Origin of the sequence: Burkholderia sp. BKH01 (assembly GCF_025685725.1) — a bacterium.
GTDB lineage: Bacteria > Pseudomonadota > Gammaproteobacteria > Burkholderiales > Burkholderiaceae > Burkholderia > Burkholderia pyrrocinia_C.
Window position 1 is genome coordinate 148,702 of record NZ_JAOTQT010000011.1, and the last position, 14,923, is coordinate 163,624.

11 protein-coding genes are annotated in these 14,923 nt (G+C 66.0%); 1 reads left to right on the top strand and 10 read right to left on the bottom strand.

The window, feature by feature from the left end:
* Positions 1 to 83: 83 nt before the first annotated feature.
* Together OEJ37_RS18405 and OEJ37_RS18410 are read right to left on the bottom strand one after the other, a co-directional pair.
* Complete coding sequence (locus tag OEJ37_RS18405; protein WP_174417408.1) at positions 84 to 4,787, bottom strand: glutamate synthase-related protein; 4,704 nt, start codon at positions 4,785 to 4,787, stop codon at positions 84 to 86.
* A 288-nt stretch (positions 4,788 to 5,075) separates the two neighbouring features.
* Entirely contained in the window at positions 5,076 to 5,789 is a 714-nt protein-coding gene (locus tag OEJ37_RS18410; RefSeq protein ID WP_006477151.1) for a transposase, read from the bottom strand.
* A 193-nt stretch (positions 5,790 to 5,982) separates the two neighbouring features.
* On the opposite strand from OEJ37_RS18410, the gene OEJ37_RS18415 reads away from it, so the two are divergent.
* Positions 5,983 to 6,714, top strand: a complete 732-nt coding sequence (locus OEJ37_RS18415; protein WP_174417409.1) for an OmpW/AlkL family protein — start codon at positions 5,983 to 5,985, stop codon at positions 6,712 to 6,714.
* Positions 6,715 to 6,877: 163 nt separating this feature from the next.
* Here the strand turns inward: OEJ37_RS18415 and ugpQ are convergent, their stop codons facing one another.
* The 8 genes from ugpQ to aroK form a co-directional block, all read right to left on the bottom strand.
* Positions 6,878 to 7,642: a glycerophosphodiester phosphodiesterase gene (ugpQ, locus tag OEJ37_RS18420; protein ID WP_263345059.1), complete on the bottom strand. Its 765-nt coding sequence runs from the start codon at positions 7,640 to 7,642 to the stop codon at positions 6,878 to 6,880.
* A 28-nt stretch (positions 7,643 to 7,670) separates the two neighbouring features.
* Positions 7,671 to 8,756 (bottom strand): sn-glycerol-3-phosphate import ATP-binding protein UgpC, encoded by a 1,086-nt coding sequence (locus OEJ37_RS18425; RefSeq protein WP_152859221.1) that lies wholly within the window; start codon positions 8,754 to 8,756, stop codon positions 7,671 to 7,673.
* 32 nt (positions 8,757 to 8,788) lie between these two features.
* A complete protein-coding gene (gene ugpE, locus OEJ37_RS18430) occupies positions 8,789 to 9,634 on the bottom strand; it encodes a sn-glycerol-3-phosphate ABC transporter permease UgpE (RefSeq protein WP_174417411.1) in 846 nt (281 codons plus the stop codon).
* Positions 9,631 to 10,515, bottom strand: coding sequence for a sn-glycerol-3-phosphate ABC transporter permease UgpA (gene ugpA / locus OEJ37_RS18435; protein WP_152859225.1), 885 nt, complete (start codon positions 10,513 to 10,515; stop codon positions 9,631 to 9,633). Before ugpA ends, ugpE begins: the two co-directional genes overlap by 4 nt.
* A 96-nt stretch (positions 10,516 to 10,611) precedes the next feature.
* Positions 10,612 to 11,946 (bottom strand): sn-glycerol-3-phosphate ABC transporter substrate-binding protein UgpB, encoded by a 1,335-nt coding sequence (ugpB, locus tag OEJ37_RS18440; RefSeq protein WP_175948080.1) that lies wholly within the window; start codon positions 11,944 to 11,946, stop codon positions 10,612 to 10,614.
* 90 nt (positions 11,947 to 12,036) lie between these two features.
* The gene (locus tag OEJ37_RS18445) at positions 12,037 to 13,245 is read right to left on the bottom strand and encodes a deoxyguanosinetriphosphate triphosphohydrolase (protein WP_174417413.1); all 1,209 of its coding nucleotides are present in this window, start codon (positions 13,243 to 13,245) and stop codon (positions 12,037 to 12,039) included.
* A 41-nt stretch (positions 13,246 to 13,286) separates the two neighbouring features.
* Positions 13,287 to 14,366 (bottom strand): 3-dehydroquinate synthase, encoded by a 1,080-nt coding sequence (gene aroB / locus OEJ37_RS18450; protein WP_174417414.1) that lies wholly within the window; start codon positions 14,364 to 14,366, stop codon positions 13,287 to 13,289.
* Positions 14,363 to 14,917, bottom strand: coding sequence for a shikimate kinase AroK (aroK, locus tag OEJ37_RS18455; RefSeq protein ID WP_027788566.1), 555 nt, complete (start codon positions 14,915 to 14,917; stop codon positions 14,363 to 14,365). Before aroK ends, aroB begins: the two co-directional genes overlap by 4 nt.
* Between the last annotated feature and the right edge of the window lie 6 nt (positions 14,918 to 14,923).

The window sequence follows — 14,923 nt, forward strand, 5'->3', positions numbered from 1 at the left end:
GGTGCTCTTCTGTTCGGTGTATCGGGTGGGGGAGCCGCGCGCGGCAATCATGCGCGCGCGGCATTCGCTATGTCGTTCGTCGCTCAGGCAGCCAGCACTTCCTTCGCCGCCTTCTTCGCACCGATCTCGCCCAGCGCGCGCTTGTATTCGTGCGGGAACACCTTCACGAACTGGCGGCGCGCCGCGTCCCAGTTTTCCAGCAGCGACTTCGCGCGCGGCGAACCCGTGAACTGGAAATGACGCTCGACGAGCCCCTTGAGCAGCGCTTCGTCCGTCGTGCCCGCGTGCCAGAGTGCGCGGTCGACCGTGCGCTCCTGCTCGGCCTGCTGCAGCACCGGCTCGAGCGCGACCATCGACTTGTTGCACTTCGCCGCGAACGTGCCTTCCGGATCGTAGATGTAGGCGAGGCCGCCCGACATGCCGGCCGCGAAGTTGCGCCCCGTCTCGCCGAGCACGACGACCGTGCCGCCCGTCATGTATTCGCAGCCGTGGTCGCCCGTGCCTTCGACGACCGCCGTCGCGCCCGAGTTGCGCACGCAGAAGCGCTCGCCCGCGACGCCGCGGAAGAACGCTTCGCCTTCGATCGCGCCGTACATCACCGTGTTGCCGCAGATGATGTTTTCCTCGGACTTGCCGCGGAAGTCGTTGGTCGGTCGGATAATGATCCGGCCGCCCGACAGGCCCTTGCCGACGTAGTCGTTGCCGTCGCCGACGAGGTCGAGCGTCACGCCCTTCGCGAGGAACGCGCCGAAGCTCTGGCCGGCCGTGCCCTTCAGCTGGATGTGCACCGCGTCGTCCGCCAGGCCGTCATGGCCGTGCTTCTTCGCGATCACGCCCGACAGCATCGCGCCGACCGTACGGTTCACGTTGCGCACCGGCTGGATGAACGACACATGCTCGCCGTTCTCGATCGCCGCCTTCGCCTTCTCGATCAGCACGTGGTCGAGCGCACGCTCGAGGCCGTGATCCTGCACGTCGACGTGACGCGGCGCGACGTCCTCGCACTCTTCCGGCTGGTAGAACACGCGCGAGAAGTCGAGGCCCTTCGCCTTCCAGTGCTCGATGCCCTTGCGCGTATCGAGCAGGTCGGCGCGGCCGATCAGGTCGTCGAACTTCGCGATGCCGAGCTGCGCCATGATCTCGCGCACTTCCTCCGCGACGAAGAAGAAGTAGTTCACGACGTGCTCGGGCTGGCCCTGGAACTTCGCACGCAGCACCGGATCCTGCGTCGCGACGCCGACCGGGCACGTGTTCAGGTGGCACTTGCGCATCATGATGCAGCCTTCGACGACGAGCGGCGCCGTCGCGAAGCCGAATTCGTCCGCGCCGAGCAGCGCGCCGATCACGACGTCGCGGCCCGTCTTCATCTGGCCGTCGGCCTGCACGCGGATACGGCCGCGCAGGCGGTTCAGCACCAGCGTCTGCTGCGTTTCGGCGAGGCCGAGTTCCCACGGCGTGCCTGCGTGCTTGACCGACGACAGCGGCGATGCGCCCGTGCCGCCGTCATGGCCTGCGATCACCACGTGATCGGCCTTAGCCTTCGCGACACCGGCCGCGACCGTGCCGACGCCCACTTCCGACACCAGCTTCACCGAGATGCTCGAGCTCGGGTTCACGTTCTTCAGGTCGTGGATCAGCTGCGCCAGATCCTCGATCGAGTAGATGTCGTGGTGCGGCGGCGGCGAGATCAGGCCGACGCCCGGCACCGAGTAGCGCAGCTTGCCGATGTATTCGGACACCTTGTGGCCCGGCAGCTGGCCGCCTTCGCCCGGCTTCGCGCCCTGCGCCATCTTGATCTGGATCTGGTCGGCCGAAGCGAGGTACTCGGCGGTGACGCCGAAGCGGCCCGACGCGACCTGCTTGATCTTCGAGCGCAGCGAATCGCCGTCCTTCAGCGCAATGTCGCTGACGATCTCGTCGCCGATCACCGACTTCAGCGTCTCGCCGGCCTTGATCGGAATGCCGCGCAGTTCGTTGCGATAGCGCTTTTCGTCCTCGCCGCCTTCGCCGGTGTTCGACTTGCCGCCGATCCGGTTCATCGCGATCGCGAGCGTCGCGTGCGCTTCGGTGCTGATCGAACCGAGCGACATCGCGCCCGTCGCAAAACGCTTGACGATGTCCTTCGCCGGTTCGACTTCGTCGATCGAAATCGCCTTCGCCGGCGACACCTTGAACTCGAACAGGCCGCGGAACGTCATGTGACGCTTGGTCTGGTCGTTGATCAGGTGCGCGTATTCCTTGTACGTCTGGTACGAGTTGCTGCGCGTCGCGTGCTGCAGCTTCGCGATCGAATCCGGCGTCCACATGTGGTCTTCGCCGCGCACGCGGTACGCGTACTCGCCGCCTGCGTCGAGCATGTCGCGCAGGACCGGGCTGTCGCCGAACGCGTCGCGGTGCAGGCGGATCGCCTCTTCCGCGACTTCGAACAGGCCGATGCCGCCGACCTTCGACGCCGTGCCCTTGAAGTACTTCTCGACGAGGTCGCTCGACAGGCCGAGCGCTTCGAAGATCTGCGCGCCCGTGTACGACATGTACGTCGAGATGCCCATCTTCGACATCACCTTCTGCAGGCCCTTGCCGACCGCCTTCGTGAAGTTGTAGACGGCCTTCTCCGGCGACAGGTCGCCCGGCAGGCCTTCGGCCATCTTCGCGAGCGTTTCCATCGCGAGATACGGGTGCACGGCTTCCGCGCCGTAGCCCGCGAGCAGCGCGAAGTGGTGCGTTTCACGCGCGGAGCCCGTTTCGACGACGAGGCCCGTGCTCGTGCGCAGCCCTTGCTGGACGAGGTGCGTGTGGATCGCCGACGTGGCGAGCAGCGCCGGAATCGCGACGTGCTCGGCGTCCGTCTTGCGGTCCGACACGATCAGCATGTTGTAGCCCGACTTCACCGCGTCGACGGCTTCCGCGCACAGCGACGCGAGGCGCGCCTCGATGCCTTCCTTGCCCCACGCGACCGGGTAGCAGATGTTCAGTTCGTACGCGCTGAACTTGCCGCCCGTGTACTGGTCGATCGCGCGGATCTTCGCGATGTCCTTGAAGTCGAGCACCGGCTGCGACACTTCGAGACGCATCGGCGGGTTGATGTTGTTCGTGTCGAGCAGGTTCGGCTTCGGGCCGATGAACGACACGAGCGACATCACCATGTTCTCGCGGATCGGGTCGATCGGCGGGTTCGTGACCTGCGCGAACAACTGCTTGAAGTAGTGATAGAGCGTCTTGTTCTTGTTCGACATCACCGCGAGCGGCGAGTCGTTGCCCATCGAACCGACGGCCTCTTCGCCCTGCTGCGCCATCGGCGCCATCAGGAACTTCAGGTCTTCCTGCGTATAGCCGAACGCCTGCTGGCGGTCGAGCAGCGCGGCGCCCTGCGTGCGGCCGGCCGCGACTTCCTCGGCCTTCGGCTCGATCTCGTCGAGCTTGATGCGCACGGCGTCGATCCAGCTCTTGTACGGCTTCGCGTTCGCGAGGTTGTCCTTCAGTTCCTTGTCGTCGATGATGCGGCCGTGTTCCATGTCGATCAGGAACATCTTGCCCGGCTGCAGGCGCCACTTCTTGACGATCTTCGATTCGGGGATCGGCAGCGTGCCGGCTTCCGACGCCATGATGACGAGGTCGTCGTCCGTGACGATGTAGCGCGCCGGGCGCAGGCCGTTACGGTCGAGCGTCGCGCCGATCTGGCGGCCGTCGGTGAACGCGATCGCGGCCGGGCCGTCCCACGGCTCCATCATCGCGGCGTGGTATTCGTAGAACGCGCGGCGGTTCTCGTCCATCAGCGTGTGCTGTTCCCACGCTTCCGGGATCATCATCATCACCGCGTGCACGAGCGGGTAGCCGGCCATCACCAGCAGCTCGAGACAGTTGTCGAACGATGCGGTGTCCGACTGGCCCGGGTAGATCAGCGGCCACAGCTTCGGCAGGTCGTCGGCGAGCACGTGCGACGCGATCGCGCCGGTACGCGCGTTCAGCCAGTTCACGTTGCCCTTCACGGTGTTGATCTCGCCGTTGTGCGCGATCATCCGGTACGGGTGGGCCAGCTCCCATGCCGGGAACGTGTTGGTCGAGAAGCGCTGGTGCACGAGCGCGAGCGCCGACACGACGCGCGCGTCCTGCAGGTCGCGGTAATACACGCCGACCTGGCCGGCCAGCAGCAGCCCCTTGTAGACGACCGTGCGCGCCGACATCGACGGCACGAAGTATTCCTTGCCGTGCTTGAGCTTCAGCGCCTGGATGCGGTGGCTCGCCGTCTTGCGGATCACGTACAGCTTCCGCTCGAGCGCGTCCGTCACCATGATGTCCTTGCCGCGGCCGATGAAGATCTGGCGGATCAGCGGCTCGCTCGCCTTCACGGTCGGCGAAATCGGCATCGCATGGTCGACCGGCACGTCGCGCCAGCCGAGCACGACCTGGCCTTCGGCCTTCACCGTGCGCTCGAGCTCCTGCTCGCACGCGAGCCGCGATGCGTTTTCCTTCGGCAGGAAGATCATCCCGACCCCGTATTCGCCGGCGGGCGGCAGCATCACGCCCTGCTTCGACATTTCCTCGCGATAGAACGCGTCCGGAATCTGGATCAGGATGCCCGCGCCGTCGCCCATCAGCGGATCGGCGCCGACCGCGCCGCGGTGATCGAGGTTCTCGAGGATCTTCAGACCCTGCTGGATGATCTCGTGGCTCTTCTTGCCCTTGATGTGAGCGACGAAGCCGACGCCACAGGCGTCGTGTTCGTTTTGCGGGTCGTACAGACCTTGTGCGGCGGGCACCGCGGTGAGCGGCTGCTGGTGGTCGTTCATGGGGACACCGTCGTAAAGGGGGCCTGGAGGGCCGTTGAACCGTTTTTTGTTGCCGTCGATCCCGCTCCCGACGGGAGACGGCGCGGCCGACAGTGGATGGGCATGCTTCGCCCGGGCCACCGGAATTCGGAATATACGCGACGAATCAAAGGAATAGCAACAAAAACCGCTTGTTCGATCCCCAATTAAATGAATGCTTCGATCTGGTGCCATTTTATTGGGGCCGTATCGACTTGGTGCAAAAAGAAGCGGCGCCCGCAGCGCCGCTTCCCGGCTGCCGTTCCCGCGTTATTGCTGGATCGGCGGCGTATTCTCGCGCACCTTTCTGGGGCGTCCACGCGGCAGCGGCGACACGCGCCGGTTCGCGGTGCGCGCCGCCCACTCGCGGTAGTTCTCGCCGCCGAGCACCCAGCCCTTCAGCGTCGCCTGCTGCAACTGGTCGGCCTGCCGCTCGTCGAGCGGCTGCTCGCACAGCTCCTTGTACGCGCGCTGGCGGTCGAACGGCGTGTTGCCGAGCGCCCAGTAGAGCGGATGGTCGGTAATCAGGCTGTCGACGGTGAGCCCGACGTGATGCCGGTAGCTCGACCACCGATAGGCTTCGGGCGTCGCAACGAGTTGCGCACGCACCGGGCTCATCTCGACCACGCGGCTCGCGAGCAGGAAATAGCGCTCGCCTTCGATCACCGTCGCGCGATAGCGGCCTTCCCACAGGGTGCCGCGCCGCGAATAGCGCCGGTTGAAATGCGCGACGTAGCGGCGACCGACGGCCTGCATCGCTTTCGGCAGGCTTGCCTCGTCGCTCGGTGTCACGAGAAGTTGCACCTGGCGCGGCAGCAGCACGTAGGCATGCACCGACAGGTGATGATCGCGTGCGGCGGCCTTCAGGCAATCGATGAAGAGTTCGTAGTCCTGGTCGTCGACGAACGCGGGTTGCTGATCCAGGCCGCGCAGTATCACGTGCTGCGGCTGGTCGGGAACGTAGAGTCGTGCTAACCGTGCCATGCTGAATGTCCGTTTGAACGCGTTAGGAAATACCCGGAGGTCCGAAAGTGCGCACCTGCGTAGAATGCCCGTCCTGTCGGTGCGCGGATACGTACGGTCGTACTAATCCTAGGGTGAAAACTCTAACTTACGAGCTTGTTTGGTTTTAAACGCAGTCGTCATAATGAGCACGCCTTTGATCGGAGGAGACACAATGAAACGAAAACTGGCCATTACGGGGGCCGCAGCGCTCGCATTCACGTTCGCGGGCGGTACGGCACATGCACAATCCGCAGGTGATTTCTACGTCAGCACCGGCTGGCTGCACCTTTCGCCGCAGGACAGCAGCGATCCGCTGTTCGTGTACGGCGTTGGCGGCACGCCCATCAACCAATCGATTCCCAACACGGGCGCCGGCATCAACGACGCCGATACGCTTGGGCTCGCCGCTGGCTACTTCGTCACCGACCACATCTCCACCGAGCTCGTCATGGGGATACCGCCGAAGTTCGACATTACCGGCAAGGGTCAGTTCGAAAAGTTCGGCGTACTCGGCCGTGCGTACCAGTGGAGCCCCGCCGTATTGCTTCGCTACCACTTCAACGACGCCAACGCGAAGTTCCGTCCGTATGTCGGCGTCGGCGCCACGTATGTCTGGTTCACCGGCGCAAAGATCACGAACGGCACGTTCGAGAACGGCGTGCTCGGCGGCCCGACCAGCGCAACGACCAGCAACCAGTGGGCGCCCGTGTTCAACGCCGGCTTCTCGTACAACTTCACGAAACACTGGTTCGCGGGCCTGTCGATCTCGTACATCCCGGTCAGCGTGACCGCGACCTTCACGACGGCCCGCCGGACGCCGGTCGGTACGCTGACCGAAACGTCGAAAGCGAAGATCTCGCTCAACCCGATCGTCACGTACCTGAACGTTGGTTACCGCTTCTAAGCGTAGTCGAATATTTGGGGAATGGTTAATCCTGCTGCAATTTGTAGCGGAATTTTCGTGACGTAACGTCTCCACGATGCAAAACGCCCCGGCGAAATCCCGCCGGGGCGTCGTTTTTTTGTCTCAGGGTCTTCCCGCACCCGCCGTCGCGCGGTGCCTGCCGCTATGCGATGTCGTCCAGCGCATCGGGGCCGATCAGGTCGATCCGGTCCGTGCAGACCGCGTCGACACCCCAGCGCGCGAGTTCGCGCGCCCGTTCGAGGTCGTTCACCGTGTACACCAGGATGCGCAGCCCGGCCGCCTTGATCGCGCGCACCAGCGGTTCGTCGAGCCGTTTGTGGTCCGCATGCAACGATACGCAGCCGAGCGCGCCGACGACCTGCGCATGCCAGTCGTCCGGCACGGTCTCGTAGAGCATCCCGCGCGGCAGCGCCGGCACGGTCGCACGCGCCTGCTGCAGCGCATCGAACGAGAACGACGACAACAGCGGCGGGATCGCGGCATCACGCCAGTACGCGGCCGCATCGGCCGCCACGCGCCGCCCCGTCTCGCGCTCGCGTCCCGGGCACGGCTTGATCTCGACATTCGCGGCCAGGCCGTGCGCGATGCAGCGCGCCGCCGCCGCCTCGAGCGTCGGCATCCGCTCGCCCGCGAAGCGCGCGTCGAGCCACGCGCCCGCGTCGAGCGCGGCCAGCGCCGCATAACGCATGCCCGCCGCCGCCCCCTGGCCGTTCGAGGTCCGGTCGACCGTGTCGTCGTGCAGCAGGAACGTCACGTCGTCGGCCGACAGCTTCGCGTCGAACTCGACCATCCGGTGGCCGCGTCGCGCGCCCTCGTCGAGCGCGGCGAGCGTGTTCTCCGGCGCGAGCGTGCCGCCGCCGCGATGAGCGACGACACGCGGATAGGGCCAGTCGGTACGGGAAATCATCGTCGGTCTCTCTGCAAGGCCTGCCGGTTCAGCCGGCACGCTTGCCGGTCTCGGGATCGAAGAAATGCAGCCGGTGCGCGGGCAACGCGGCCGCCAACGCCGTGCCGCGCGCAGGACGGTCCGCGTGCGGCAGGCGCACCGCGACATCGTGATTGCCCCAGCGGCCGTGCGCGAGATTGTCCGCGCCGAGCAGCTCGCACGAGTCGACGGGCAGCGTCGCCTGCGCGACGCCCGGCTGCGGCGTCATGTGTTCGGGGCGCACGCCGAGCACCCAGTCGCGCCCGGTGGCGATCTCCGCGCCGATACCGGGCGCGCCGGCGACCGGCAGCGCAGGGCCGCCGCCCGCGACCGTGAAGGTCGCGCCGTCGTCCGACAGCCGGCCGTGCAGCAGGTTCATCGCGGGCGAGCCGATGAAGCCCGCGACGAACACCGTCGCCGGCTTCTCGTACACGTCGACCGGTGCACCGATCTGTTCCGCGTAGCCGCGATTCATCACGATCACGCGCTGTGCGAGCGTCATCGCCTCGATCTGGTCGTGCGTCACGTAGACGCTCGTCGTCGCGAGCCGTGCATGCAGCCGCTGGATCTCGAGCCGCATCTGCACGCGCAGCTTCGCGTCGAGGTTCGACAACGGTTCGTCGAACAGGAACACCGACGGCTCGCGCACGATCGCGCGCCCCATCGCGACGCGCTGCCGCTGGCCGCCCGACAGCTCGCGCGGCCGCCGCGCGAGCAGCGGCTCGAGCTCGAGGATCTTCGCGGCCGCGGCCACCCGCGAGTCGATCGTCGCACGCTCGATCCCGCGGATCTTCAGCCCGTAGCCCATGTTCTGCGCGACCGTCATGTGCGGGTACAGCGCATAGTTCTGGAACACCATCGCGATGTCGCGATCCTTCGGCTCCAGCGCGTTGACGACGCGCTCGCCGATCGCGATCTCGCCGTCCGTCACGCTCTCGAGCCCCGCGATCATCCGCAGCAACGTCGATTTGCCGCAGCCCGACGGGCCGACCAGCACGATGAATTCGCCGTCGGCGATCTCGACGTCGATGCCATGCAGCACGTGCTGCTTGCCGTCGTAGGATTTCCTGACGCCCTTCAAGCTCAGCGCAGCCATACTTGGTCTTTCTCCCGGTTGCCGTCCGTCATTTATTTCTCGGAATCGACGAGGCCGCGCACGAACCAGCGCTGCATCGCCAGCACGACGACGAGCGGCGGAATCATCGCCAGCAGCGTCGCCGCCATCACGTATTGCCATTCGGTCGCGGCGTCGCCGCTCGCGATCATCGTCTTGATGCCCACCACCGCCGTCGACAGCGACGCCTCCGTCGTGATCAGGATCGGCCACAGATACTGGTTCCAGCCGTAGATGAACGTGATCACGAACAGCGCCGCGATGCTCGTCTTCGACAGCGGCAGCACGACGTCCCAGAAGAAGCGCAGCGCCCCCGCGCCGTCGATGCGCGCGGCGTCCATCAGCTCGTCGGGCAGCGTCATGAAGAACTGGCGGAACAGGAACGTCGCGGTCGCCGACGCGATCAGCGGCAGCGTGAGCCCCGCGTAGGTGTTCGTCAGGTGCAGCGTCGACACGACCTGCACGGTCGGGAAGATCCGCACTTCCACCGGCAGCATCAGCGTGACGAAGATCAGCCAGAACGCCGTGTTGCGGAACGGAAAGCGGAAGTAGACGATCGCGTACGCGGACAGGATCGACATCGCGATCTTGCCGACCGCGATGCCGAGCGCCATCGCGAAGCTGTTCACGAGCAGGCGGCCGAACGGCGCCGTCGTGCCGCCGCTGCCGTGCCCCCAGATGTACGCGATGTTCTCGAACAGGTGCGTGCTCGGCACCAGCGACAGCGGCACCGTGAACACTTCGCGCGCGTTCATCGTCGCCGCGCAGAACGCGACGTAGACGGGGAACACGATCAGCACGATGCCCGCGATCAGCACCGCGTGGCAGAACAGGTCGAAGCCCTTGCGATTTTCGATCATGCGTATTGCACCCTGCGTTCGACGAAGCGGAACTGGATCACCGTGAGCCCGACGACGATGATCATCAGCACGACCGACTGCGCGCCCGAGCTGCCGATGTCGAGCCCCTGGAAGCCCTCCGCGAAGATCTTGTAGATCAGCGTCTTCGTGCTCTGCGCCGGGCCGCCGCCGGTGGCCGCATCGATCACCGGGAACGTGTCGAAGAACGCGTAGACGAGGTTCACGACCAGCAGGAAGAAACTCGTCGGCGACAGCAGCGGCAGCACGATGTTGAAGAAGCGCCGTACCGGCCCCGCGCCGTCGATCGCCGCCGCCTCGATCAGCGAGCGCGGGATCGCCTGCAGACCCGCATAGAAGAACAGGAAGTTGTAGCTCACCTGCTTCCACACCGATGCGAGCACGACGAGGAACATCGCCTGCCCGCCGTTCAGCGCGTGGTTCCACACGATGCCGCCCTTCGCGAGCGCATACGTGATCAGGCCGATGCTCGGGTTGAACAGGAACGCCCACAGCACGGCCGCGATCGTCGGTGCGACCGCGTACGGCCAGATCAGCAGCGTGCGGTACACGCGCGCGCCGCGGATCACACGGTCGGCGCACGCGGCGAGCAGCAGCGACACGACGAGCCCGCTCACCGTGACGAGCGAGCTGAACACGAGCGTCGTGCGGAACGAATCGAGATACAGCGGATCGGCGAACAGGCGCGTGAAGTTCGCGAAGCCGACGAATTCGCTCGACGTGCCGAACGCGTCCTGCATTTGCGTCGACTGCCACAGCGCGACGCCGGCCGGCCACAGGAAGAACACGGCGGTGATCGCGAGCTGCGGCGCGATCAGCAGGTACGGCACCAGGCTCGTACCGAAGCGGGAACGGGATTGCATCGCGGATATCCGGTCAGGCGAAACGGAAAGGAAACCGCGCCGCCGGACCGCACGCACGCAAGCGCGGCGCGGCCGGCGGCACGAAGCGATGCGCGCTCAGCCGCCCGACTTCTCGAAGCGGCGCAGCAGCTCGTCGCCGCGCGAGGCTGCCGAATCGAGCGCGTCCTTCGGCGACTTCTTCTGCGCCCAGACCTGCTCGAACTCCTCGTCGACGATCGTGCGGATCTGCGGCATGTTGCCCAGACGCAGCCCCTTCGTGTACGGCAGCGGCGGCTTGTTCAGCATCTGCTTGATCGCGGTTTCGGCGCTCGGGTTCTTCGCGTAGAAGCCCTGCTGGCGCGTGAGGTCGTACGCGGCGGTCGTGACCGGCAGGTAGCCCGTGTCCTGGTGCCACTTCGCGGCGACGGCCGGCGATGCGAGGTACGCGAGGAATTTCGCGACGCCCTTGTAGGTCGCCGGATCCTTGCCGGCCAGCACCCACAGGCTCGCGCCGCCGATGATCGCGTTCTGCGGCGCGCCCTTCACGTTCGCGTCGTACGGCATCATGCCCGTGCCGTAGCTGAACTTCGCGAATTTCTGCACGTTCGCGAGCGCGCCCGACGACGTCGTCAGGATCCCGCAGTCGCCGCTGTAGAACTTCGCCGACGCTTCATCCTTGCGGCCCGCGTACGTGAACGTGCCGTCCTTCGCCATCTGCTGCAGGAACGCGACGTGCGCAATCTGCTGCGGCTTGTTGAATTCGAGCGCGGCGTCGGTGCCGTCGAAGCCGTTGTTGCGGCTCGCGAACGGCAGCCCGTGCCATGCGCTGTAGTTCTCGAGCTGGATCCAGCCCTGCCAGCCGGTCGTGAAGCCGCACGCCATCCCCGACTTGCGCAGCTTCTCGGCATCGGCCTGCACGTCGGCCCACGTCTTCGGCGGCTGGTTCGGATCGAGCCCGGCCTTCTTGAATGCGTCCTTGTTGTAGTACAGCACCGGCGTCGAGCTGTTGAACGGCATCGACACGAGATGGCCCGTCTTCGCGTCGCTGTAATAGCTCGAGATGGTCGGCACGAACGCCTTTTCGTCGAGCGGCACGCCGGCCTGCTTGAACACGTCGTAGACGGGCACGACGGCCTTCTTCGCCTGCATCATCGTGGCCGTGCCGACTTCATAGACCTGGAGGATCGCCGGCGCGTTGCCGCTGCGATAGGCGGCGATACCGGCAGCAAGCGCCTGGTCGTAGGTGCCCTTGAAGACCGGCACGATCTTGTAGTCGCTCTGCGACGCGTTGAACTGCTCGGCAATCGCGTTGACCCGCTCGCCGAGCGCGGCCTCCATCGCATGCCAGAACTGGATCTCCGTCGCGGCGAGCGCCACGTGCTGCACACCGAACATCAGCGCGCCGCCGAGCGCGATCGAACGAACCAGGGTCCCCGCAGGCTTCTTCTTCATCGACCTCTCTCCTATGAAAACGTTACCAACAGCGTATGCAACATTCCCGTCGCCATTGAACCGGCGAAGTCTAGTGATCGTTTGTGACAGTCAGTTGTCGTTGATGACGAACAGGCGCTGATATTCCTTCAGCGCGAAGCGGTCGGTCATTCCGGCGATGTAGTGCGCGACGAGACGCGGCTGCTGCGCCGTGTCGTCCGACTGGTACGGCGGCGGCAGCAGGCGCGGATCGTCGATGAACGCGTCGAACAGCCCCGTGACGACGCGCTGCGCCTTGCTCGCCATGCGCATCACCTTGTAGTGGCGATACAGGTTCTTGAAGAGGAAACGCTTGAGGGTGGCCGCCTGCTCGGCGACCGTCGCGCTGTGCGACACGAGCGGCGGCGCGGCGCGCACGTCGTCGAGCGACGCGGGCGCGACGCGCGCGAGATTGCGCGTCGTCTCGTCGATCAGGTCGACGATCAGCGTGTTGATGATGCGGCGCACCGTCTCGTGCACGAGACGGCGGCCTTCGAGGTGCGGGAATTCGGCGAGCGCCGCTTCATAGTGGCGCTGCCACAGCTCGACTTCCGCGAGTTGCTCGATCGTGATCAGGCCGGAACGCAGGCCATCGTCGACATCGTGGTTGTTGTAGGCAATTTCGTCCGCGATGTTCGCGAGCTGCGCTTCGAGCGACGGCTGGCGGCCCTGCAGGAAGCGCTCGCCGAGCGCGCCGAGCTTGCGCGCATTCTCGCGCGAGCAGTGCTTCAGAATGCCCTCGCGCGTCTCGAAGCACAGGTTCAGCCCGTTGAACGCGCCGTAGTGCTCCTCGAGCTCGTCGACGACGGCAAGGCTCTGCAGGTTGTGCTCGAAGCCGCCGTGCTCGCGCATGCATGCATTCAGCGCGTCCTGCCCGGCATGGCCGAACGGCGTATGGCCGAGATCGTGAGCAAGCGAGATCGCCTCGACGAGATCCTCGTTCAGGCGCAGGTTGCGCGCGACCGAACGCGCGATCTGCGCGACTTCGAGGCTGTGCGTGAGGCGTGTGCGGAACAGGTCGCCTTCGTGATTGACGAAGACCTGCGTCTTGTATTCGAGCCGGCGAAACGCGGTCGAATGGACGATGCGATCGCGGTCGCGCTGGAATTCGGTGCGCGCCGCCGGCGGCGTTTCCGGATGGCGGCGGCCGCGCGACTGCGACGCGTGTGCGGCATACGGAGCGAGATGGGCTTCCAGCGCCGCCAGCGTCGGCGGCTCGGCCACCGGCGCAACGGATGCGCGGCCGGCTTCGGGCAGTGTGCTGCTGGATGTCTCGCTCACGTCTCCTCCATGTCAGGGGCGCCGGGGCATCCGGGCCGCCATTAGCGGGTCGTCTGCGCCAGTGTAGCGAATACGGCTTCGTCCGGCGCCTGCGTGATCAGCGTATCGCCGAATCGCTTCAACAGGATGAACTTGATCGCGCCAGCTTCAGCCTTCTTGTCCACGCGCATCAAATCCATGTAGCGCGCATCGCCGAGCGCGGGCCCGCGGGTCGGCAGGTGCGCGGCCGCGATCACCGCGTCGAGCCGCTGCCGCGACGCTTCGTCGAGCAGGCCGAGCCGCACCGACAGGTCGCCCGCCATCACCATCCCGCAGCCGACCGCCTCGCCGTGCAGCCACTCGCCGTAGCCGAGCCCGGCCTCGATCGCATGGCCGAACGTGTGACCGAAGTTCAGGATCGCGCGCAGGCCGCCTTCGCGCTCGTCGGCCGCGACCACGCTCGCCTTGATCTCGCACGAGCGCTTCACGGCGTGCGCGAGCGCAGCCGGCTCGCGACGGTTCAGCGCGTCGACGTTCGCCTCGATCCAGTCGAAGAATTCCGCATCGGCGATCGCGCCGGTCTTGATGATCTCGGCGACGCCGGCCGCCAGTTCGCGCTCGGGCAGCGTCGTCAGCGCGCCGATGTCCGCGATCACGGCCTGCGGCTGGTAGAACGCGCCGATCATGTTCTTGCCGAGCGGGTGGTTGATGCCCGTCTTGCCGCCGACCGACGAATCGACCTGCGACAGCAGCGTCGTCGGCACCTGGATGAACGGCACGCCGCGCATGTAGCATGCGGCGGCGAAGCCCGTCATGTCGCCCACCACGCCGCCGCCGAGCGCGACGAGCGTCGTCTTGCGATCCGCGCGCCCGGTCAGCAGGCCGTCGAAGATCAGGTTCAGCGTTTCCCAGTTCTTGTACGCCTCGCCGTCCGGCAACACGACCGTCGACACCTGCTTGCCAAGCGGTGCGAGCGCCGCGCGCAGCGCGTCGCCGTAAAGCGGATCGACCGTCGTGTTCGTGACGATCGTGACGGACGAACCCTTGATGTGAGGCGCGAACAGCTCGGCGCGGCCGATCAGGCCGGCGCCAATATGAATCGGATAGGCGCGGTCGCCCAGATCGACGTTGACAGTAATCATGCTTGTAGCGGCTTGGCGATGACGCCCGCCAGTTCGAGTTGCATCAGCACCATGTTGACGAGGCCGTTGACCGACGGACGGCCGGTCTCGATGACGAAATCCGCGCATTCGCGGTACAGCGGGTCGCGCACTTCGTACAGCGCTTCGAGACGCCCCTTCGGATCTTCGGTCTGCAGCAGCGGGCGGTTCTTGTCCTTGCGCGTGCGCAGCCACAGATCGTGCGGATTGGCACGCAGATAGACGACGATGCCATTGCTTTTCAGGCAATCGCGATTTTCCGGGCGCAGCACCGCGCCACCGCCCGTCGCAAGCACGATGTTCTCGCGCTGCGTGAGATCGGCGATCACCTGCGTTTCGCGATCGCGAAACCCGGCCTCGCCCTCCAGCTCGAAGATCACCGGAATGCGCGCGCCCGTGCGGGCCTCGATTTCGTGGTCGGAGTCGAAGAACGTCCTGTCGAGACGACGCGCGACCGCACGGCCCACGGTGGTCTTACCCGCTCCCATAAGGCCGACGAAAAATACGTTTGCATGTGGGTCCCGCGCTTGCAACGGCTT